The 22,179-nt window shown below is 38.5% G+C and carries 25 protein-coding genes; 21 read left to right on the forward strand and 4 right to left on the reverse strand.

What is annotated here, in order from left to right; genetic code table 11:
* Nucleotides 1-60 precede the first annotated feature (60 nt).
* The 20 genes from BLP33_RS00440 (at nt 61) to BLP33_RS00535 (ending at nt 18,115) form a co-directional block, all read left to right on the forward strand.
* Entirely contained in the window at nt 61-483 is a 423-nt protein-coding gene (locus BLP33_RS00440) for a plasmid mobilization protein (RefSeq protein ID WP_090523594.1), read from the forward strand.
* Nucleotides 438-1,694, forward strand: coding sequence for a relaxase/mobilization nuclease domain-containing protein (locus BLP33_RS00445; protein ID WP_090523595.1), 1,257 nt, complete (start codon nt 438-440; stop codon nt 1,692-1,694). Before BLP33_RS00440 ends, BLP33_RS00445 begins: the two co-directional genes overlap by 46 nt.
* An 11-nt stretch (nt 1,695-1,705) precedes the next feature.
* The gene (mobC, locus tag BLP33_RS00450; RefSeq protein ID WP_090523598.1) at nt 1,706-3,643 is read left to right on the forward strand and encodes a conjugal transfer protein MobC; all 1,938 of its coding nucleotides are present in this window, start codon (nt 1,706-1,708) and stop codon (nt 3,641-3,643) included.
* A 98-nt stretch (nt 3,644-3,741) separates the two neighbouring features.
* Nucleotides 3,742-3,969, forward strand: coding sequence for a helix-turn-helix domain-containing protein (locus BLP33_RS00455; protein WP_090523599.1), 228 nt, complete (start codon nt 3,742-3,744; stop codon nt 3,967-3,969).
* A 138-nt stretch (nt 3,970-4,107) separates the two neighbouring features.
* A complete protein-coding gene (locus tag BLP33_RS00460; protein WP_090523604.1) occupies nt 4,108-4,977 on the forward strand; it encodes an RteC domain-containing protein in 870 nt (289 codons plus the stop codon).
* A 151-nt stretch (nt 4,978-5,128) separates the two neighbouring features.
* A complete protein-coding gene (locus tag BLP33_RS00465) occupies nt 5,129-5,656 on the forward strand; it encodes a hypothetical protein (RefSeq protein ID WP_090523606.1) in 528 nt (175 codons plus the stop codon).
* Between the two features lie 31 nt (nt 5,657-5,687).
* A complete protein-coding gene (locus BLP33_RS00470) occupies nt 5,688-6,026 on the forward strand; it encodes a DUF4134 domain-containing protein (RefSeq protein WP_090523609.1) in 339 nt (112 codons plus the stop codon).
* Between the two features lie 9 nt (nt 6,027-6,035).
* Nucleotides 6,036-6,350 carry a DUF4133 domain-containing protein gene (locus tag BLP33_RS00475; RefSeq protein ID WP_090523612.1) on the forward strand — a complete coding sequence of 105 codons (315 nt, stop codon included), beginning with the start codon at nt 6,036-6,038 and terminating at the stop codon, nt 6,348-6,350.
* A 2-nt stretch (nt 6,351-6,352) separates the two neighbouring features.
* Nucleotides 6,353-8,842, forward strand: coding sequence for a TraG family conjugative transposon ATPase (locus BLP33_RS00480; protein ID WP_090523615.1), 2,490 nt, complete (start codon nt 6,353-6,355; stop codon nt 8,840-8,842).
* A gap of 16 nt (nt 8,843-8,858) precedes the next feature.
* On the forward strand, nt 8,859-9,236 hold the full coding sequence (locus BLP33_RS00485; protein WP_090523617.1) for a hypothetical protein: 378 nt from the start codon (nt 8,859-8,861) through the stop codon (nt 9,234-9,236).
* Between the two features lie 61 nt (nt 9,237-9,297).
* Nucleotides 9,298-9,981, forward strand: a complete 684-nt coding sequence (locus tag BLP33_RS00490) for a conjugal transfer protein TraI (protein ID WP_090523620.1) — start codon at nt 9,298-9,300, stop codon at nt 9,979-9,981.
* 64 nt (nt 9,982-10,045) lie between these two features.
* Entirely contained in the window at nt 10,046-10,660 is a 615-nt protein-coding gene (locus BLP33_RS00495) for a hypothetical protein (RefSeq protein ID WP_175489877.1), read from the forward strand.
* An 11-nt stretch (nt 10,661-10,671) separates the two neighbouring features.
* Entirely contained in the window at nt 10,672-11,319 is a 648-nt protein-coding gene (locus BLP33_RS00500) for a TerB family tellurite resistance protein (protein WP_217633089.1), read from the forward strand.
* A gap of 10 nt (nt 11,320-11,329) precedes the next feature.
* On the forward strand, nt 11,330-12,544 hold the full coding sequence (gene traJ, locus BLP33_RS00505) for a conjugative transposon protein TraJ (protein ID WP_090523625.1): 1,215 nt from the start codon (nt 11,330-11,332) through the stop codon (nt 12,542-12,544).
* A 24-nt stretch (nt 12,545-12,568) separates the two neighbouring features.
* Entirely contained in the window at nt 12,569-13,183 is a 615-nt protein-coding gene (gene traK / locus BLP33_RS00510; RefSeq protein ID WP_090523628.1) for a conjugative transposon protein TraK, read from the forward strand.
* Nucleotides 13,184-13,187: 4 nt separating this feature from the next.
* Entirely contained in the window at nt 13,188-13,517 is a 330-nt protein-coding gene (locus tag BLP33_RS00515; protein WP_090523632.1) for a hypothetical protein, read from the forward strand.
* Nucleotides 13,518-13,520: 3 nt separating this feature from the next.
* Nucleotides 13,521-14,798, forward strand: a complete 1,278-nt coding sequence (gene traM / locus BLP33_RS00520) for a conjugative transposon protein TraM (protein ID WP_090523635.1) — start codon at nt 13,521-13,523, stop codon at nt 14,796-14,798.
* A 12-nt stretch (nt 14,799-14,810) separates the two neighbouring features.
* A complete protein-coding gene (locus BLP33_RS00525) occupies nt 14,811-15,641 on the forward strand; it encodes a DUF4138 domain-containing protein (protein WP_090523637.1) in 831 nt (276 codons plus the stop codon).
* 33 nt (nt 15,642-15,674) lie between these two features.
* Nucleotides 15,675-16,445 carry a hypothetical protein gene (locus tag BLP33_RS00530; RefSeq protein ID WP_090523639.1) on the forward strand — a complete coding sequence of 257 codons (771 nt, stop codon included), beginning with the start codon at nt 15,675-15,677 and terminating at the stop codon, nt 16,443-16,445.
* 194 nt (nt 16,446-16,639) lie between these two features.
* Nucleotides 16,640-18,115, forward strand: coding sequence for an aminotransferase-like domain-containing protein (locus tag BLP33_RS00535; protein WP_090523641.1), 1,476 nt, complete (start codon nt 16,640-16,642; stop codon nt 18,113-18,115).
* A gap of 50 nt (nt 18,116-18,165) precedes the next feature.
* Here the strand turns inward: BLP33_RS00535 and BLP33_RS00540 are convergent, their stop codons facing one another.
* From BLP33_RS00540 to BLP33_RS00555, 4 genes are all read right to left on the reverse strand, one after another.
* Nucleotides 18,166-18,909 (reverse strand): SDR family oxidoreductase, encoded by a 744-nt coding sequence (locus tag BLP33_RS00540; protein WP_090523644.1) that lies wholly within the window; start codon nt 18,907-18,909, stop codon nt 18,166-18,168.
* A gap of 229 nt (nt 18,910-19,138) precedes the next feature.
* Nucleotides 19,139-19,642, reverse strand: coding sequence for a hypothetical protein (locus BLP33_RS00545; protein ID WP_090523649.1), 504 nt, complete (start codon nt 19,640-19,642; stop codon nt 19,139-19,141).
* Nucleotides 19,642-20,481 carry an SOS response-associated peptidase gene (locus tag BLP33_RS00550; protein ID WP_090523651.1) on the reverse strand — a complete coding sequence of 280 codons (840 nt, stop codon included), beginning with the start codon at nt 20,479-20,481 and terminating at the stop codon, nt 19,642-19,644. The genes BLP33_RS00545 and BLP33_RS00550 overlap by 1 nt, the downstream gene beginning before the upstream one ends.
* A 5-nt stretch (nt 20,482-20,486) precedes the next feature.
* Nucleotides 20,487-20,735: a hypothetical protein gene (locus BLP33_RS00555; protein WP_090523654.1), complete on the reverse strand. Its 249-nt coding sequence runs from the start codon at nt 20,733-20,735 to the stop codon at nt 20,487-20,489.
* A 286-nt stretch (nt 20,736-21,021) separates the two neighbouring features.
* Between BLP33_RS00555 and dinB the strand changes: the two genes are divergently transcribed.
* Nucleotides 21,022-22,179 (forward strand): DNA polymerase IV, encoded by a 1,158-nt coding sequence (gene dinB / locus BLP33_RS00560; protein WP_090523656.1) that lies wholly within the window; start codon nt 21,022-21,024, stop codon nt 22,177-22,179.

Raw genomic sequence — 22,179 nt, forward strand, 5'->3', positions numbered from 1 at the left:
GAAGTCAGTCGAGGGACAGGGTAAAAATCCTCCAGGGTCAGATTTTTAAAGATTACAGATATGGAAAATGAAGATGAAAACAGGGAACGAAAAGTAACCACTCGTTTTAAGCCCAATGAATTTAAAGTACTTGATACCCGTTTTAAAAAAACAAGATTTTTAAAAATGAGCGAGTATATCAGATGTGTTTTGCTCGAAAAACCGATCACTGTAAATTATCGTGATAAGGCAATGGATGAGATGCTGGAAGAACTGGCATTGCTGCGAAAGGAGTTAAATGCTATAGGTAATAATCTAAACCAGGCTGTTCGACAAATAAATAGCGCACACGGTAATGCGGATAACCGACTATGGTTAAATCTTCTTTCCATCATCGGCAGCAAAGTCGATCCCGCGATTGATCAGATCAAAGAACGTATGCTAAGTTTTTCAGAAATATGGTCGCAAAAATTAAAACCGGCAGAAGCATCAGCGGTGCAATAAATTATAATGAACATAAAGTAAGGCTGGGCAAAGCGGAGTTGATTGCAGCGCAAGGCTACCTTAAAGATCCGGCTAATTTATCATTCACTGATAAGTTGGAAAGGTTGACGGACTTGACCATTCGGAATGAGCGAACCCTTGTAAATGCTTTGCATGTTTCTTTAAATTTTGCTGTAAGTGAAAATCTTGATAAGTATGTTTTACAACAAATTGCTGATGAATATATGGATGGTTTGGGTTTTGGTAAACAACCTTATTTAGTCTATCAGCATTACGATGCCGGACACCCTCACCTGCATATTGTAACGACCAATATTAAGCCGGACGGTAAACGCATCAGTTTCCATTTACTCGCAAACAGGGCCTCTGAAAGTGCGAGAAAGCAAGTCGAATTAAATTACAATTTGATAAAGGCAGAAGATCAGGGTAAAAAACAGAACGTTATTAGGAAACCATTGGAGCAAGTTGATTATGGCAAGTCAGAACTTAAAAGATCTATCACCAACGTGGTAAATGAAATTGTAAAAGCCTACAAATTTACCAGCATTCCCGAGCTGAACGCAATACTCAATCAGTACAATATTACTGCTGATCGCGGCTCTAAAGATTCAAGGATGTATGAAAAAAACGGGTTAGTTTATTGGGTGCTTGATGGAAAAGGCAACAAAATTGGGGTGCCAATTAAAGCCAGTAGTATCTATGGCAAGCCAACATTAAAGGTGCTCGAAGACCGTTTTCGAATAAATGAAGTATTACGTAAACCTCTGAAAGAATCAGTAAAATTAAAAGTTCACAAGGCTTTAGTTACTAAGATTTCTAAAACTGACTTCCAAAAAAGGTTAAAGGAAGACGGCATTCAAGTCATTTTCCGGCAGAATGACGATGGTCGATTATATGGGATAACGTTTGTAGATCATGGGTCGAAGTCGGTTTTTAACGGCAGTGATTTAGGCAAAAAATACAGTGCTGCCACATTGATAAATTGGTTTAAGAACGAAGAAATCAACCACACACGATTCGCCGCTAAAGTTGGAAATAACGTTAACCAAGCTTTAAAATTTCCTGACAATATTTCAGGTACAGTTACTGCTACCGGCGATGGGGATTCGCTATTGAATATTCTATTCAAAGAAGAACAACAAGACATGGCTGCTATTGGAAGGCTACAACAAAATAAGCGAAAAAAGAAAAGGAAAGGCCATTCACTTTAAAATTGAACATCATGCAAACAGGCGAAAACGAACAAGCATTAAGAAAGATTATTGACTTTACGAGGTTACTTAGTATTGCAGTTTTAATAGTACATTTTTATTTAAGTTGCTATCCGGCATTTCAAATTTTAGGGTTAACCAAGCCCTTTGTCAATCACATTTTGCTACCCTTATCGAAGATGGTAGTTTTTGCTAAAGTGCTATATGCAAAACTTGCTGCGCTTATTCTTTTGATGATTTCGTTAGTGGGCAGTAAGGGTAAAAAAGATGAATCTATTAAGGCAAGCAGGATTTTTATTTATTGCCTGATAGGGTTAATAATGTATTTTATCAGCGTTCTATTCCTTACAATACCTTATCCACCTACCACTATTGCAATTCTGTACATCGGCATAACTGTAGTTGGTTATTTGCTCCTACTGTCGGGTGTCAGCTTGTTATTCAGAATGCTAAAACTAAATTTAGGAAAGGACATATTCAATAAAGAAAATGAATCTTTTCCGCAGGAAGAGCGCTTTTTAGAAAATGAGTATTCAATTAACCTACCGGCTATTTATAAGCTGAAAGGAAAATCTCGTAAAAGCTGGATTAATATTATCAATCCTTTCAGGGGCACATTAATTGGGGGAAGCCCAGGTTCAGGTAAGTCTTATTTTATTATCCGTCATATCATAACTCAGCATATTCAAAAGGGCTTTACCATGTTAGTTTATGATTTTAAATATGATGATTTAACTAAGATAGTTTACAATGCTCTCCTAAAATACGGCCACTTGTACAAAGTGAAGCCAACTCAATATATTATCAATCTTGAAAATATTATGCACCGGGCTAATCCCTTAGAGCCGCATACAATGATTGATATTACTGATGCAATTGATTCAAGCCGAACGATCATGCTCGGACTTAACCGCGAGTGGATTAAAAAGCAGGGTGATTTCTTTGTTGAATCTCCGATTAACTTTATCACAGCTATTATGTGGTTTCTAAAAAAATATGAAGATGGGCGTTATTGCACATTACCTCACGTAATCGAATTAGCCCAGATTGAGTATAAAGATTTATTTGAAGTTTTATTACAAGAACCTGAAATTGAAGTATTAATAAACCCTTTTGTTTCTGCCTGGCAAAATGAAGCGTATGAACAATTAGAAGGACAAATAGCAAGCGCCAAAATTAGCCTGGCCCGTTTATCATCACCGCAATTATATTATGTATTGAGCGGTAATGATTTTTCAATGGATATCAATAATCCTGATGAACCTAAAATAATTTGCCTCGCTAATAATCCCCAAAAATCTCAAATCTACGGAGCCGTTTTATCGCTCTACATTAACCGTATAAATAAACAAGCAAACCGTAAGGGCCAACTAAAATGCAGTATGATTTATGATGAGTTTCCAACCATTTATTTCAATGGTATAGATAACTTAATTGCTACCGCAAGATCAAATAAAGTCGCGGTTACTTTAGCGGTACAAGATTATAGCCAGTTAAAAAAGGATTATGGGCGTGAGCAAGCTGAAGTTATTTTAAATATTGTTGGCAACATTGTATTTGGACAAGTAACCGGTGATACGGCTAAACAATTATCCGAGCGGTTCGGCAAAATTAACCAAGAAAAAGAAAGCGTTTCAATTAACAGTCAGGACACCTCTATTAGTAAATCTACACAACTGGATTACGCAATACCCGCATCTAAGATATCAGGCTTATCGTCCGGTGAGTTTGTAGGAATGGTGGCTGATGATCCTGATAATAAGATAGATTTAAAAACCTTTCATAACGCTATCCAAAACGATCATGAAGGCTTGCGCCGTGAAGAAAAGGGATACCAGGCCATACCTTTTGTAAGAAATATTAACCAGGCGGAAGTATTAATGGCTTATCATCAAATTAAAGAAGATGTCAAAGGCATTGTAGATAGCATTTTAAGCAAACTTTGTTAGAATAGGCAAATATTTTTCCTAATATTTCATATATAAGAATTAATACAACGTATCCGTTGTGTTAATTTCGTTCGCTTTGCTATTCTTTTATACTTCCGATGAAAAAGGAAGAACTATTAAAAGATTTAGGTGAAAGAATACGCGAAATCCGAAAGGATAAAGGTATTACTCAACTACAGCTTGCCCATTCCATTGGAAAAGACCAGCAATCGATACAACGTTTAGAAGCCGGGAATATTAATCCTTCTTATATCTACCTTCAAGAAATAGCAGATGGTTTAAGCATAACACTTTTGGAGTTGTTACAGTCGCCGGCTAAAACCTAATTTAAAAATTGATTTCCCGCAGAATTTGATTGCTACCCCCCAAGTAGTTAAGCTTTGCTATACAACTATTTTTTTACTTAAACCGTTACTATTTGCTTATATAAATTCTTTACTACTTCTAAACCTATACTTTATCATATGAGAACAATAACTGAGCGTTTCTATAGCGCTTTAGAAAACCAATTGAATGAAGTTTCAATTAATGGTGATTCATTAGCGGATCAATACAAAACGTCAATTCTGCTTTGCAAAAAAGCAATGGCAAAACTTAAAAATTATATCTCCAGTTACAATTTCGAGAGTACCGAGGATGAAATAGAATTTTTTAAAATCGTAAAACCCCAATTTTATAGTAAGTACATATACTTTATTAATGTCTATAATTTTTTGATGCAAAAGCCTTTGGGAAGTGAAGAGATTATCAAAGACTACATCAACTATGAATTGACCGATATAAAACGGTTTTTCGATCATAATCATGCTTTTTATCAGTATTATCGGTCCGGATCTACACAAATGGATGAAGTCTATTTCACTCGTGGCGGTTTCGACGTTCACGTAGAATTAGAAGATTTTGAAGAAGATGAGCTTTATTCCACCAGCCATGATTATAAGCTGTCTAAGATTATTGCAAATGAAAAGTATCAAGATTATCTAAACCTTGAACTGCAAAAAATAATGAATCATGATCAAGAACCACAAGAAATAGGAATTGAGCTGCCTTTAACCTGGACGGCAAATAAAACTGACTTGGTTGAACTAATTTATGCCTTAGTTGCATTGGGAGTGTTTAATAATGGAAACTCGGAAATCAAATCAGTAGTTAGCTTTTTCCAAACGGTATTTCATGTTGATTTGGGGTCTTACTATCATAAATATACAGATATAACACGGCGCAAAAAGGAACGTACATCTTTCTTGGATAAACTTAAGCTCGCATTACTTAGAAGAATTGATGAAAAATTAGATGAAGACAGTGGTCCGCAACAAAAAATGAAATTTGAGTAATTTATAAACCACTATATTTCAGCATTTTATAAAGATATAAATAAAAAAAAACACCTACCTCATGTGTAAGGTGTGAAATAATTTTTTTTACTACCCCAACCTTTGCTTTCACAATCGCCGCATGGTGCGGTGAGGATTAAAGCAAAATAATATGTTGTCCTCTATTTCCTGGCAGCACTATCTCACAGCTGTTGTAATCATAACAATTTCATATTACCTGTATGTGGTGCTCAGGTATTATCAAAAAGAGATTAGCGATCTCTTTAACCGCAAGTCGCAAACCACTGATATCTTTTCAGCAATTCATTCGCCTGCTATTACAGTCATGGGTCAGGCAAAACCTGATAACGGTGTAACAGTTAGCGAAACGCAGAATTTACCCTTCACAGATGTTTTGCCGGACGAACCGGAACATATCGTTAACAAGCCAATCCAAACTGAAATTCAAACCGACCCATCATCTGAATTAGTTTCGGAAGCTGGTAACCTTATTGACGCATTTATGGATGTTGACAATAAGCAGGAGTTTATAACGCTGGTTAATATATTGATTAGCTCTTACAAAAGGTTTCAAGAGCAAATAGACCTACCGGCTGCGCTAAACCACGTAGTGGAAATTTCCAAAGACAAATTAAAATTCACAGTTGCCTTATCCGACTTTCAAAGCACGTGGGCGTAGGCAACAATCCGTTTACACTAATTTAAAATTTATGAAATCTCAAAAAACAGACTTCCGTTTAAGAGCGGTAACATTTTTCAGGCATTTACTGACTACAATCACTTTATTGATAATCAGCCTAAGTCTTTACGCACAGGACGGCAATTCTGGAATAACGGCAGCAACTACACAAGTTAAAAGTTATTTCAGTACAGGAACAAGTTTAATGTATGCTATCGGTGCTATAGTCGGACTTGTCGGAGCGATTAAAGTATTTAAAAAATGGAATGATGGCGAACATGATACCGGCAAGGTTGCTTCAAGTTGGTTTGGCAGTTGTATCTTTTTAGTTGTAGTGGCTACGGTTTTAAAATCATTCTTCGGAGTATAAAATCAAATCATGGCATTATATCAAATAAATAAGGGCATAAATAAGCCAATTGAGTTTAAAGGGTTGAAAGCACAATATATCGGCTACCTGGCAGTTGGGCTGGTACTGTTGTTAATCGGGTTTGCAATAATGTATATCGTAGGCGTGCCTGTTGTGTTGTGTATCATCATCATATCCGTTTTGGGCAGTGCCCTATTTTTTCAGGTATTCAAATTAAGTCATAAATATGGCGAACACGGCTTAATGAAAAAAACAGCCAAAAGGTATTTGCCCAACCACTTGAAGTTTACCACCCGAAAAATCTTTTTACAGCTAAAAAAATAATTATGGCAACACACAGCAAAGCGGAACAGGTATTTCCTGTTTATAAGGTCGAACATAATTGCATGGTTTCCGCAAATGGTGATCTTACTATTGGTTACAAAGTGAATCTGCCGGAAATTTTCACCTTGTCAAATGACGAATATCTTGCCTTCCATGAAGTTATTATAAAAGCGCTGAAGCTTTTGCCTAAAAATACCGTATTTCATAAACAGGATTGGTTTATCAATGATCAATACGAAGCTGTGTTTGCTAAAGAGGGTCATCAGCAGGTCAAAACTTTCTTATCTCATTCCAGTGAACGTTATTTTCACGAACGCGAGTTTTTGCATCATTATTGCCATATTTTCATTACTAAAAAACCTGATAAGTTTAAGCAGTATTCAAGCGCTGTTACTTCACTTATGCGAAAACGTATTGTACCTGTACAAACTACGTGCGACGAACTATTTATAGATTTTCAGGATAGCGCCGGCCAATTTGTAAGAGTTTTGGAGGATAGTGGGTTAATAACCCTTTCACGGCTAAACGATGACGAGTTAGCAGGAACATTAAATAATGCCGGAGTTTTAGAGCAATATTGTTTTCTGCTTAATCAAAGCGAAGCACCAGTATTGAAAGATATTCATATTCAAGATGAGATCAGAATCGGTGACAATCATTGCCAGCTTTATACTTTAAGCGATGCCGAGGATCTGCCGCCCTTATGCGGCCCGAGGATTACCTATGATAAATACAGTACTGATAAAACAAAATTTAGTACTGGCTTTGCTACACCTATAGGTACACTGTTGAAATGTAACCATTTGTACAACCAATATATATTTATCGGTGACAGCCTGCAAACGATCAAAAAACTGGAAGCAAAAAAATTGCGCCTGCAATCGCTCTCAGCTTATTCTCGCGAAAATGCGATTGGCCGTGATGCTACCCACGATTTTTTAAATGAGGCTATTACTCAGCAGCGCTTACCTGTTAAAGCGCACTTTAATGTTTTAGCGTGGACGGATGACCCAGGGCATTTAAAAGATCTCAAAAATAAGGTTAGCTCTTCTTTGGCTCAAATGGATGCACAGCCCAAACAGGAAACCGACGGTGCCGCCCAGATTTGGTGGGCAGGATTGCCAGGCAATGAGGCTGCATTTCCAATGAATGATACTTTTGATACGTTCGTAGAGCAAGCGACCTGTTTCTTGAACCTTGAAACAAATTATCAGTCAAGTATCAGCCCTTGTGGTATTCGCTTGGGTGACCGTCTCTCGGGCAAACCGGTTCATGTGGATATCAGCGATGATCCTATGACTAAGGGAATTACAACAAATCGCAATAAATTTATTTTAGGACCGTCAGGAAGCGGCAAGTCTTTCTTTACTAACCACCTGCTACGGAGTTATTTCGAGCAGGGTTCCCATGTGGTGTTAGTCGATGTCGGACATAGTTATCAGGGGCTTTGTGACTTTGTAGGTGGTTATTACTTCACATATACCGAGGACGAACCAATCAGCTTTAACCCATTCTATATCGCTGATGGTGATTATCTGGACACGGAAAAAAAGGAAAGTATTAAAGCTATGATACTCGCATTATGGAAAAAAGAAGATGAGGGTGTACAGCGGTCTGAATATGTAGCCATATCTGACGCATTATATCATTACTACGAGAAATTGAAAAACCATCCTGATATTTTTCCGTGTTTCGATAGCTTTTATGAATTTCTTAGCGAGGACTTTTATGAAACGATGAGACAATCAAAAGTAAAAGATATACGTTTTGATATTGATAATATGTTATTTGTATTGAAACCATACTATAAAGGTGGTGAATACGCTTACCTGCTAAATGCTAAAGAGAATCTTGATCTTTTGCAAAAGCGTTTTATTGTCTTTGAGTTAGACAATATTAAAGACCACCCAATTCTTTTTCCAGTGGTCACACTAATAATTATGGAAACCTTTGTTTCTAAAATGCGCAAGCTTGCCAAAGATACCCGCAAAATGATTTTGATAGAAGAAGCATGGAAAGCAATTGCCCGGGAAGGTATGGCCGAATATATTAAATACCTATTTAAAACTGTCCGTAAATATTTTGGTGAGGCATTAGTAGTAACCCAGGAAATTGAAGATATAATTAGTTCGCCGGTAGTTAAACAGGCTATCATAAACAATAGTGATTGCAAGATATTACTTGACCAGCGTAAGTATCAAAATGACTTCCCTAAAATACAACAACTATTAGGGATTACTGACAAAGAAACTGCGCTCATTATGAGTATGAACCGCAATAATGATGAAAACTTAAAATATAAAGAAGTTTTCATCAGCCTTAACGGCCAGTTATCAAAAGTGTACCGTACCGAAGTAAGCCGGGAAGAGTATTGGACTTATACTACTGAAGCATCAGAAAAAGCCAAAGTTCATGCATACACTAAAAAATTAGGCAGTGTAAAGCTTGCAATAGCCGCCATCGTTAGAGAAGAATTAGAAAAAGCAGCATAAACTAAAACCCGTAATTATGAAAGCATTATTCGTTTTTTTAGCAATCGTAGCAGTATTATCAATAGGCTGCAATAACGCTACGAAAAGTAGTGAGAATATAGAAGGCACGTATGTTACTCATTTTCAAAATGAGTTTAATATAACAGATGATACTTTGATAATATCCTCAATTAAATCTTCGGATAATTCGTATGATGTGAAGCGGCAGACAGGTTTTAATAAAATCAGAAATGGTCAGCAACTACCAAAGGAGTTCAAAGTAGCGAAATGGGTTTCTTCATACAACTCAGACAAACAATTATTGCAAGAAACTGATTTAGGGCGACAAATCAGCATATTACCAGGTACTCATAAATTAAAACTTGGTGCATCGGAGTACACTAAAGTAAAATAGTCAAACCTACTTATTGATTCTAAAATTAATTGGTCAGAAATGACCAAACAGGGAGGTTTTTATGAAAAAATTTAAAGAATTAAAAGTCATTATTGTACTCATTGTCATTAGTATAACTTCAATAAAGCCAGCGAAAGCACAATTTGTAATTGGCGAAGTAATTAAGCTAACTGTTACCAAAATAATTAAAGCTATTGACCTTAAAGTACAGCGAATGCAGAATAAAACGATATGGCTGCAGAACGCGCAAAAGGTCATTGAAAATCAAATGTCCAAAGCCAGGTTAACGGAAATTTCAGGTTGGACAGAACAGCAAAAGAAATTATACAGTAATTACTATACGGAACTGGGAAACATTAAAGCCACCATATCAAAGTATCAGCGAATTAAGGATATCACGTTGAAACAGGCGGCATTGGTTTATGAATACAAAAAAGCCTGGAGCCTCTTTAGGCAGGATAATCATTTCAATCCTCAGGAATTAAATTATATGCAAAAGGTTTACACTGGCATCTTGGATGCAAGTGTTAAAAATCTCGATGAGATCATGCTCGTGGTAAGTCCGGCAAAAACACAAATGACGGATGAACAACGCCTGGAATTAATTAATAAAGCCAGCGATCATTTAGATGAAAATTATAATGATCTGCATCAATTTAATAATCAAGGCATTCAATTGAGTTTGCAACGCAGTAAAGATTTAAGTGATACACAATCAATAAAAAAACTTTATGGAATCAATTAATCAAATTAAGTCACGGGCAGATGAAATCCGGCGTAAAAGCAAGAAATTACTGGCTTTTACAATAATGACTGTTGCCGCTTCTGCGCTGGCAACTACCGTTAGAGCACAAACCTTTGCTGAATGGTTCCAACAGAAAAAGACCCAAAAAAAATACCTTTTACAGCAAATTGCCGCATTACAGGTTTACGCCTCATACTACAAAGCTGGTAATAATATTGCCCGTAACGGCTTAGGATCGATAACAGGCTATCTTAAATCAGAGAACAACCTACACACTACGTACTATAACAACCTGCAAAATGTTAGCCTTATAGTTAAAAATAATAAACAGGTGAAGGACATACTGCAATGGCAAAGGGATATACTTAATCGAATGAACACGCTTGACAAAACTGCTAATCTCAACGACGGGGAAAGGAAATATATTCTACAAGTTAGAACCGCCTTATTTAAAGATTGTGACCAGCAAATCACTGAATTACAAAATGTGGTTACTGACACCAAACTAAAAATGAGCGACGAAGAGCGGTTAAAAAATATTGGTGCTATTCATACCTCCATGCAGAACAATTACCGTTTTGCTTCATCATTCTCTGATCAGGTTAAAGTTTACGCAATTCAGCGGGTGCAGGAAAAAAGTAATGTGTTCACCCAAAAGAAGATTTACGGAATTCAATAAAGCCAGTTATTATGAAGAAGCAAATAAGGAATAGCCTAATTACGATAGTGTTTTTCGTTTGTCTGGTTACGACGAAAGTTGCAACCGCACAAGTTCAGGAAATGCAACAATTGATTTTAGATATTGAAAAGTTAACCCAATTAAAAGGCATACTGAGCGATATGAAAATGGGTTACCAAATATATCAGCAAGGTTATGGCAGCATATCCCAACTATCGAAAGGTAACTTTGATTTGCACAGCGTTTACCTTAACGGCTTGCTGTCAATAAACCCTGCTGTCAGAAATTATGGTAGAGTAGCTGAGATTATCTCGCAACAGGCCAGTTTGATTAGCGAATATAAAAGCGCCTATAAACGATTTGAGCATAGTGGCTCTTTTAGTGCAAGTGAATTAAATTATATGAGTAGTGTTTATACACAACTTGTCAACCAAAGCCTTCAAAATTTGGACGATCTGACTAATGTTCTCACCGCTGGTAAACTGCGGATGTCCGATGATGAGCGAATCAGGGCGATTGACCGAATATATGCCAGTAGTTCAGATAAACTGCAATTCCTCCGGCATTTCAATCGGCAAGGCATTTTATTAAATATTCAGCGCAACAAAGACAGAGGCGACACTCGTACGGTGAAGCAGATCTATGGTATAAATAACTAATCCCAATTTTATGAAAAAGAAGTTTTTTTTAACCGCAATTCTTGCGGTAACGGGGATGGCTTTTCCTTTGCTTTCCAAAGCAGACGGCCTTGCAACAGACATTCAAGGCTTACAGGGAACTTTAAACGGCGTATATAATGATATGCTTCCTATGTGCAGCCAACTCATCGGTGTTGGTAGAGCTATAGCTGGATTTGGTGCTTTATGGTATATAGGCAGTCGTGTATGGCGACAAATAGCCAGCGCCGAGCCAATAGATTTTTACCCGCTGATGCGGCCATTCGCTTTAGGTTTAGCCATTCTTTTATTTCCTACAGTAATCGCAATTATTAACGGCATTATGTCGCCTACAGTCAGTGCAACCGGTGGAATGGTACAAAATTCCGATGCAGCTATAGCCGCCTTACTTAAGGCCAAAGAGGCAGCTGTAGAGAAAACGGACACCTGGCAAATGTATGTTGGAGCAGATGGCGATGGCGACCGGGATAAATGGTACAAATACACTCACCCTGAAGATAAGGATGGTAGCGGTGAAGGAATGCTTGCCAGTGTTGGAAACGATGTAAAGTTCGCAATGGCTAAAGCTTCATACAATTTTCGCAATTCAGTTAAGCAATGGATGTCGGAAGTTTTGCAAGTGCTTTATGAAGCAGCGGCATTGTGTATCAATACCATCCGAACTTTTTACCTTATCATTCTCGCGATATTAGGGCCTATAGTATTTGGCTTAGCTGTATTCGATGGGTTTCAGCACACGTTAACAGTTTGGTTAGCTAAATATATCAATGTATTTCTTTGGTTGCCCGTAGCAAATATTTTCGGTGCAATTATAGGTAAGGTTCAGGAAAATATGCTGAAACTGGATATTAGCGAGGTTCAAAATGCGGGTGATACTTTCTTTAGTTCGACCGATACTGCATACCTCATATTTTTAATTATTGGGATCATCGGTTACTTCACAGTACCAAGCGTTGCAAATTATATAGTTAACGCAGGTGGCGGTAATGGCCTACTCCAAAAAGTAAACAGTATTGTAAGCAGTTCAAGTCATTCTGTTGCCGGAGCGGCATCGGGTAGTAGTATGTCAGCAGATGCCTTTGGTAATCAGAAATCCAATACCAACCAAAGCATGGCCGAAAGCGCAGTTTCCAGACCATATTTTCAAGAAAGGGGCAGTAACCCCAATAACGGACGGGCAAGCAAGATTGATCCACAGCAAGCCTAATTATTCACCTAAAATTTAATATACATGTTTACACATCTCAAAAACATCGAAACAGCCTTTAAGCATATTAAGCTTTTTAGCTATTTTTTGATTGCGGCATGCACAATTATTTCATGTTTCGCCCTCTTCAAAAGCTATCAGGCAGCAAACATCGCCAGCAGTCATATATACATCCTGGCAAATGGAAAGGCATTAGAAGCATTTGCAGCCGACCGAAAAGACAACATTCCAGTCGAAGCCCGCGATCATATAAGAATGTTCCATCATTATTTTTTCACCCTCGACCCTGATGAAAAGGTAATTGATGCCAATATAGGTAAAGCATTATACCTGGCCGATGAGAGCGCCAAAAATCAATACAATGATTTAAAGGAAAAGAGTTACTATAATAATCTCATTTCCGGTAATATCAGTCAGCAGGTTACTGTAGACAGCATTCAACTGGATATCAACCAATATCCTTATTACTTCAAGTGCTTCGCCACTCAAAAACTGATACGCGCTACTTCAACTGCGAATCGCAGCCTGATTACCCAGGGTTATTTGCGGAACGTAGCCAGATCTGATAATAACCCGCATGGTTTCTTAATTCTGCATTGGGAAACTTTAGCAAACAGGGATACCACCATTCAACATTAAAGCTATGAATTTATTAAACAGTAAAACTTCAATACAATTGAGCGACAAGGTTGCCGCGAGGTTGGCAAAACAGATAATAAATTTTCAAGATCTTTTTTCAGGCTGGCTTAACAGATGGTTTAATGCCTACACTATTCGGCAAAAGAAACAGATTGCTATTGCAATCGGACTCTTAACGTCAATCCTGCTTATTGGCAGTTCATTCTGCAGTTTTTATACACTTCCCAAACTATCACAAAATTATACCTCCGCCCATATTGGGAAGGCATCAGAGTTTCCCGATCCCCAATTCATTAAACGTCAATTAACAGATTCATTAACTATAAAAAAGTAAATCATGAATGCAGCATTAAATCGCGGCCAAATGCCGCAGCACACTCCCGAATTTATGAAGGAGCGCAAATTTTTAGTCATTATGCCCCTGCTTATTATTCCATTTTTAACAATGGCATTTTGGGCGTTAGGTGGAGGTAAACAATCAGCGTTGGAATTTGAAAATTCCAATCCGCAAGGCCTAAATGCTTCATTGCCGCAAGCACAATTTAAGGATCAAAAGGCCCAGGATAAAATGGGTGTTTATCAAACCGTTAAAACGGATTCCACAAGTTCAGCCAATAGCGGGGTTAGCGAAAGTTTCATCAAATCAATGGGACTGGATGCGGCTAAAGCTGGCAATCTTGATTCAAGTACGCAGCGTTCCACGGCTAATCTAACGGGAACCTCCACAGCAGATGTAAATGAAGCAAAAATTCAGGCAAAACTTGCCGCAATAAATCAGCAGATCAATCAACCGGAAACACCAAACTATGGTGGCGGCGGCGCATCCTTGGCGCAATCTGCGGCTGATGTAAAAAGGTTGGAGTTGATGATGAAAGCGATGAATGGCAACGGAGGAGGCAGTGATCCTGAAATGAAACAGCTAACGCAAATGCTGCAACAAATAAACGATATACAAAACCCAGGTAATGCCAATAACAGATTGCGTAACCAATCATTGAAAAATCACGGGAGGGTGTACGCGGTTATGGCTGCCAATGACGATGATGATGATAATTATACTACCGCCAAACCACAAGTTAGTTATGTTTCATACGATGGCGGCAACAAGGCAAAAAAGCGCCGCTCGGAGAATAATGCTGAAAACCCAGGGAATACCATTCAGGCGGTTGTTCATGAAGATCAGACACTGGTTAGCGGCGCGGTTATAAAATTAAGGTTGCTTGATGGCATTTACGTCAACGGTAAAATGATACCGAAGGGAAGTTTCGTATATGGCACCTGCGCATTAAATAATGAACGATTAGATATTAAAATAGCAAGTATTCGCTATCTCAATAATATACTGCCTGTAGCACTTACTGTTTATGACCTTGATGGTATGGAGGGATTATATGTTCCCGGTTCTATCGGCAGGGATGCTGCAAAAAATGGCGTTGGTGATGCAGTTCAGTCTATGCAAATTATGTCAATGGATCAGTCTGTTGCTACCCAGGCCGCAAGTGCAGGAGTGGAAGCCGCCAAAGGTTTATTCAACCGTAAGGTCAAACAGATCAAAGTTAAAGTAAAAGCCGGTTACGAAGTCCTCCTAAAGGATAGTAACGACCGTGATAATTAAATCAAATAAGCCATGAAAAAATCATTCATTATTTTCATTCTTGGTGCGTGGGGAACGGTTTCTCACGCGCAAGATACCGCCTATGTAAGCCGTGATAAAACCACCGCTTTGTTTTTTAAATCTGCTGTCAAAATTATCAGCAAACCGTCGTCAGATTTTGATGTGGATCAAAAGGAGGATGCCCTAATTACAATTAAAGCAATCGATGCGAATTTTAAGCCAACACGGATTAATGTGCAGGAAATTAGCACAGCCAAAATTTATCATATTCCTGTTGAATATTCTTACGGTCGAGCCGGCAGGAGAATTGACGTTGACGGAGCGGCGCCACTGACGGTAAAGGTTATTAATAGTGCTGAATATAATTATAGTGCAGTAGTAACCCAATTAGCTGAGGGTAAACGCAGAGATGTAGTAGACCATGAAAAAACCGGAGGGGTAAAAGCCTGGGTAAATAAACTATCGCTTGCCGGTAACCGGGTTTTCTTTAGGCTGGATATTCGTAACAAGTCCAATCTGCCTTATGAAATTGATTTTGTTCGTTTTTATATCAGAGATTTAAAAACTGTTGCCAGGATGGCTACTCACGAACAAGAGATAGTGCCATTAATCACTACACTTCATAAAAAAACTTCAATTGCACATAAACAGGAGATTGCAAAAGTATTCGGCTTTCACCGTTTTTCACTGTCTGAAGATCAGGCGCTAAACGTTGAATTATACGAGCGAAATGGCAACCGCCACCTTTACCTGCAAATTAAACAAAAGGATCTGGACGATTTAAAAACAATTACACCGGCACGGCAGCAACCGGCTAATACTTTAGCTGCCAACACACTTTAATTAACCATTTATTTCATCTTTAATCATTAAGTTATGAATACTCAAAATGCTGAATTTCTAAAAAAAAGCCTGCTTAATCTGGGTTTTGGCGATAAGTTAAATGCCGAACTGGATAAGGAAATGGCCGCTAAAACGCCTGAATTTAAATTAGGGCTTCAACACGAGTTTAACCAAAAAACGGTTGACTATACTTTGCACTTTAAGGCTGGAGACAGTCAGGACATGTATTTCTTCAACAAGTATGATGCAACTATCAACCACAAGCACGACCCGGCCAAAAATATCGACCAGACATTTTTTATCAATAAAGGTAGCGGCATAACCGCCAAAGAAGCCTTTAACCTGATGGAAGGCCGTGCCGTTCATAAGCAGCTCTATAATTTAGAGGGCCAAAAATATCAGGCGTGGTTAACGCTGGATGATAAAAACCTCACGGAGAATGGTAACAAAAAGATAAAGCATTACCATGAAAATTATGGCTACGATCTCGAAAAGACTATCGCAGGAAAAGGCATCAAAGAGTTGGACGACCCGAAAACTAAGGAAGAACTTTTGTACTCCTTGAAAAAAGGTAACGCCCAGCAAATTAGTATTGGCGGTGAGGATGGTGAAAAAAAGTATTTCATTGCAGCTAATCCACAGTTTAAAACCGTAGATCTATACGATCATCAAATGAAAAAAATAAAACGGGAAGAATTGCTGCACACTGATCAGAAACCAGCAAGAAGCTTAAAACAACGAGAGCAGCAAAAGGAGGATGCTCCTGCAAAAAAGCAGTCGCGTAAAAGAAAACTGACAGCTTAATATTAAAGGCAGTGGTCATATTATGGCTGCTGCCTTTTAAACAATATACACCAATCTCCAAAAGGATTTATAAAATTGTTAAATAAGTAAAGAAAATCAATTGAGTGCTCACAATGGATTTTCGGTCAGTTTAATTTGGATTTTCATACCATAGTTCGTTATTTGGATGGTCTAATGTCTGAAAATGCATCCAAATGGTCATCCAAACACTACCTTTCGATACCTTAATCTCAATTGATAGAACTTCTAAAACACCCATATTCCGGCAATTAGCAAACTCATTAACTACGCTGATTAGAAATGGTAAAATCAAGCCGGGGCATCAATTACCTCCCAGCCGGGATATGGCTGCCATGATCAAGCTTAACAGAACTACCGTAATCGCAGCTTATGATGAATTGAAAGTGCAGGGATGGCTGGAAGTTATTACAAAAAAAGGAATGTTCGTTTCTACGCAACTGCCGGTAATTGATCCAATATCTTTTAGAACAGATAATATGTTATCAGCAATGGTTTTAGTTCAACCGAACTTTTATCAGCAGATAAATTTCGACAGGCCTACTTACCGTGAAGTAAAGCCCTTTCATTTAATAATAAACGACGGTTACCCAGACCCAAGGATCGCACCATTTAATTCATTATTCAATCGTTATAAAACATTATTGAGTAAAGCCGATCTACACGGCCGTCTAATAGCTGGTAACGTGGCTGGTAGTATGTTATTAAGAAGCGAGCTGGCTAATTTTTTATCGAGAACGAGAGCTTTAAATATTGAAACTGAGAACGTGCTGGTAACACACGGCGCGCAGTTAGCTATTTATATTGCAGCAAGCATGGTCTTAAAAGCCGGAAGCACGGTCATTGTTGCTGATATGAATTACATATTGGCGGATAAGCTCTTTGAGCAATTAGGCGCAACGTTGGTGAAAGTTAAAGTAGACCACAATGGCATTGATGTAGATGCAATCGAGGAGATTTGTAGGCGGTCCCGACCGGATCTTTTATACATCATCCCGCACCACCATCACCCAACAACCGTAACCCTTAGTGCCAAAAGGAGAATGAAGTTGTTAGATATTATCAGAAGATATCAATTGCCGGTGATTGAAGATGATTACGATTATGATTTTCATTATAATAACAGCCCGATTTTGCCTTTGGCCAGTGCTGATCATAGCGGCTATGTACTATATGTCGGCTCTATCTCTAAAACTTTAGCACCCTCAATTCGGTTGGGCTACCTGGTGGGCGGCACCAGTTTTATACAACAGGCGTCAAGGCTTAAACAATTGGTAGAGATACGGGGAGACATTTTATTTGAAGAGTCTGTAGCCCATCTTTTCAGCACCGGTGAATTACAACGTCATTTACGAAGGTCGATTAAATTATACCGGGAGCGACGCGACAGATTTTGTGAACTTTTAAACGCATCATTGGGCGATTTTGTAAAGTTTACCGTTCCACAAGGGGGCATGGCTGTTTGGATAGTTTTTCCTGAAAATTATTCCATAAGCGAACTATCAAATCGCCTGTATGCTAAAGGAATCTACATGAATGATGGCAGCCTTTATCGTTACTCAAATACTGTTAATGGTATCAGGGTTGGATTTGCATCGCTTGACGATGCTGAGATGGACAAGTTTGCCCAAGTGCTCGCTCAGGTCAAATAACCGAAGGCACGCCCTCTTATGACCTGCCTTCGGATAAATATAGGTAGATTTTAGTTTGTCTTAAGCCAATTATCAAAAGTGATCAAACCTGCTCGGAATTCGCCAAGTGGCACTAAAAGGTCTTTGGGGATATCAAAAAACATGTATTTGTTATCGTCATTTGCAACAAGAGCTTTTCTATCACCTTTATGATTAAGATATTTTCGAACAAAATCGGTCATCGGAGCACGTTCCGAACCTGCGATTTCAACAATTCCATTTTTGGGTTTCTCCAACGCCAGCTTAACAACAAAATCAACCACATCTGCTGCAGCGATCGGCTGATAGTCGACTGTCGAAATATTAACCTCGTTTTCATTGCCCTGGACAGCAATTAAGGTAGTGATATGTTCATGAAATTGCGTCGAGCGAATAATGGTATAAGGAACACCGGATTTTTTGATGTTATCTTCTTGTTCTTTTTTCGCTTGAAGGTATCCGATATACGTAGCTCGGTCCGTGCCGACAATAGATAAGACGAGGTGATGTTTCACCCGTGCTTGCTTTTCTGAGGCAGCGAGGTTTTTGCCCGCAGCACGAAAGAAATTCAATGCCGTTTCATCATCTGGTGATGCAGAATTTGATAAGTCTATGACTACTTCCGTACCGTTCAGGGCTTCTGTTAAGCCGTCGCCGGAAACAATATTTATACCTTTTGACGGCGATCCAATAATCACTTCATGACCCGCGTCGGTTAATCTTCTGCTAACGTCTTTGCCGATTAAACCTGTACCTCCTATTACTAAAATTTTCATAAGTATTAATAATTTATTAAGTCAACCCGCCGATTGCTCCGTATTATAAACTGGCTTTTAAAAACACAAAAAATTAAGTTTTAACAAAGCTCTTACTTGGTGCAATCGATCTCAAAGACAAAATTCGAGATTAGTCAGATGATCTTAATCAACCAGTCTTTACAAATCAGGCCATCCAGAAGGTTTTACGATATAAGTGATTGATTTACATGTCTGCACACCTCAATGATCAATCTATTATCAATAAGGACTTAATGTCTGCGGTTAGACCATGCATAGGACAAACTAAATATCCTCCTTTTTCCAGCATTTCAGTACTAAAATGAGGGCACCTTTTCCCTTCACAACTTTTTCCTATATAAGTCCTATACCAGGAATGATATTTTTCAATTTTTAAAAGTTGTTTTTCGTTTGGACAATCAGGTAATTTTAAGCCGGTTTGCGTTCGCTCACATTTAACTTTAGTCGAAGCAATTGAAAGAAAGCTATAGCTTGATGAGTGTTCTGGAACAATAACAGCTGCGGTATATCCATCCCAGCAATTGAATTGCTGTTTCATTCGAGGCTCCATTTCAAAGCGGCCATCAATATGATAGTGTTCATCTCTAAAATCAAATTGGACATCTGAATGTAAATGATCAAAAATCGGGATATAATAAATCCGGCCATCTGGAATAGTCATTATTTCTGCGCATGGCCGCCAGTAATATTCACCTACCTGAAATTCTTCCATTACGCTTTAACCGTCACATGGTCCTGCCAATGATTAAATTGCAATTCTTCGGTATCGACAAATGTGGTATCAATTGCCGCTAATTCAGGATATTCAATTGGAGTTGCCTCCAACGTTTTGCGATAGTCCCGGTCAACAGTGCAAAATTCCAATAATGAAGAAGGAATTTGTGTACGGGCAATTTGGCTAAGCCGTGCCTCGGTTGGTTTCTCCATTAACCATTCCCAAGCCAAATCTTCTGTTAATATTGAGGGCATTCTTTTTTTCGAATTATGAATTTGTGACATTACATAATTGGAATCAGTAATGCCAAAGGCAACGGTGTTTACAAACTGCCCCGTTTCAGGATCAAGCCATTCATTGTACAAGCCTGGCAAGTAAAAGTATTCCTGATCTTTTAAGCCTACCTGATAAGGATACTTTATTGTCTCTTTAAGTTCCTGGCCTTTTTTACCGATTTTAGGAATATGTCTCGATTCTACTATCCCGCTTGATAAAACAAGACACCGGCGATTTTTTGCCGCGTCAGCCCACATGGATCTTTTACCATCTTCCTTAACAAAAAGATTTTCAGACTTAAAGTTGAGAGTCGTGTATTTTGCCCGGAAAATATTTGCTTCCGCTCGCGTCTTTACAAAACCGGGAACGTAACCCCATTCTGCTTGTGTGATTTCAAAGTCTTTACCATCTTCTGTAGGAACTAATATGGCACATGGTGCATAATTAAAACCGTTATGCACACCTACGTTTAAAAAGTCATAATTCCTCACAGGCTTCGCCAAGCCTTTAAGTTCGATGTATTCTGCTCTGGTAACTCTTTGGCCGTTATAATAACACATAATGCTTACATTCTTTTACTTCTTATAAACGCGGCAATTAGCTTGCCAACTTCTTCCGCTTCCTCTTGACGGCCTTCAGGTATGGAGGTCCAAAACTTTTCGTCACCAATGCCTTTGCCGACAGTAATTGTAAGCGGTCTTTTTCCATCAACAAATTGAACCTGGAAAATTCGGCGGCTCTTGATTTCAGCCTCAACAACTTTTGAAACATTCCCTTTGTAGTGAATCTCAAATGGCGGCTCAACTTCCCTCATTTTGTATAAAATTATGAGTTTTTTATAAATTCCAAAACTACCCCTGTCTTTTACAATGGTTGATAAATCAAGTTATAAGCTCAATTAAGCAATTTAAAATCAGATTGTTATTTCGCTTAAAACCTGTTATGCAAAATTAATCGAAAAAAGATTTTAAATACTAATATTTTTAGTATTAGTTTTGTAGGGATTCTCCTGTCGGTTTTTGGGGCGTGATCTAAACGCCAATTTCAGACCGAAAGAAATATAAAATTTTACAACAATAAATGTAATAGCAAACACTAACATGAGCGCCGACCGCCAAATAATTCACATGGATCAGGATGCATTTTTTGTATCTGTAGAGGTGAGGAAAGATCCTCGCTTAGTCGGCAAAGCTGTAATTATTGGCAGCCTCTCTGATCGTGGTGTGGTAGCATCATGTAGTTATGAGGCACGGAAGTTCGGCGTTCATTCTGCTATGCCAGCACGGTTAGCGCGTAGGCTTTGTCCGCAGGCGGTATGGATAAGAGGTAACATGGACGAATATACTAAGGCGTCACACGAGATAACCGAGATCATTCAAGAGCAAGTTCCTTTACTTGAAAAAGCAAGCATCGACGAACATTATATCGATATGACCGGAATGGATAAGCATTACGGCACACTCAAATGCGCAAAGGAAATCCGGGCGAAGGTAATGAGAGAAACTGGCTTACCTATTTCTTTTGGTCTGTCCGTTAACAAAACGGTTTCCAAAATGGCAACTAACGAATGTAAACCGAATGGTGAACTTAGTGTAGCCAAACGAGGTGTTCTGCCTTTTTTGAACCCCTTATCTATCCGCAAAATTCCTGGGTTAGGCGAGAAAACATTTATCAAGTTGAGCGATATGGGGATCAAGCGTATTCACACGCTTGCCCAAGTGCATCCCGAATACATGACGAGTATTTTGGGTAAAAATGGTATTTGGCTGCTTCTAAAGGCTAAGGGTATTGATGATTCGCCAGTCATTCCTTACCACGAAGCGAAATCAATAGGTACACAGTCAACCTTTAATCAGGACAGTATTGATGTAGAGACAATCAACCATCTCCTTACATCAATGGTAATGGATTTAGCTTTTGAGTTACGCCAAAGCAAAAAGCAAACGGCCTGCATTACGGTCACCATCCGTTATTCGACCTTTGAAACGGTTACCAAACAAGCGAAAGTTCCTTACACCGCTTTGGATAGCGTATTAATTTCCAAAACCAAAGAGCTGTTTAAGCAGCTGTATCAAAAACGCCTATTAATAAGACTGGTGGGTGTCAGGCTTTCCAACCTGGTTTGTGGGTTTGAACAAATCGATCTTTATTCCGAATCTGAAGAACAATACAGCCTTTGTCAGGCAATGGATAAGATACGCCGCCGTTTCGGGCCGGGTGCAATTAAATTAGCGTCGGGTATAGATTTAAACTTGTAG

It is taken from the genome of Mucilaginibacter sp. NFR10, from assembly GCF_900100445.1.
GTDB classification, from domain to species: Bacteria; Bacteroidota; Bacteroidia; order Sphingobacteriales; family Sphingobacteriaceae; genus Mucilaginibacter; species Mucilaginibacter rubeus.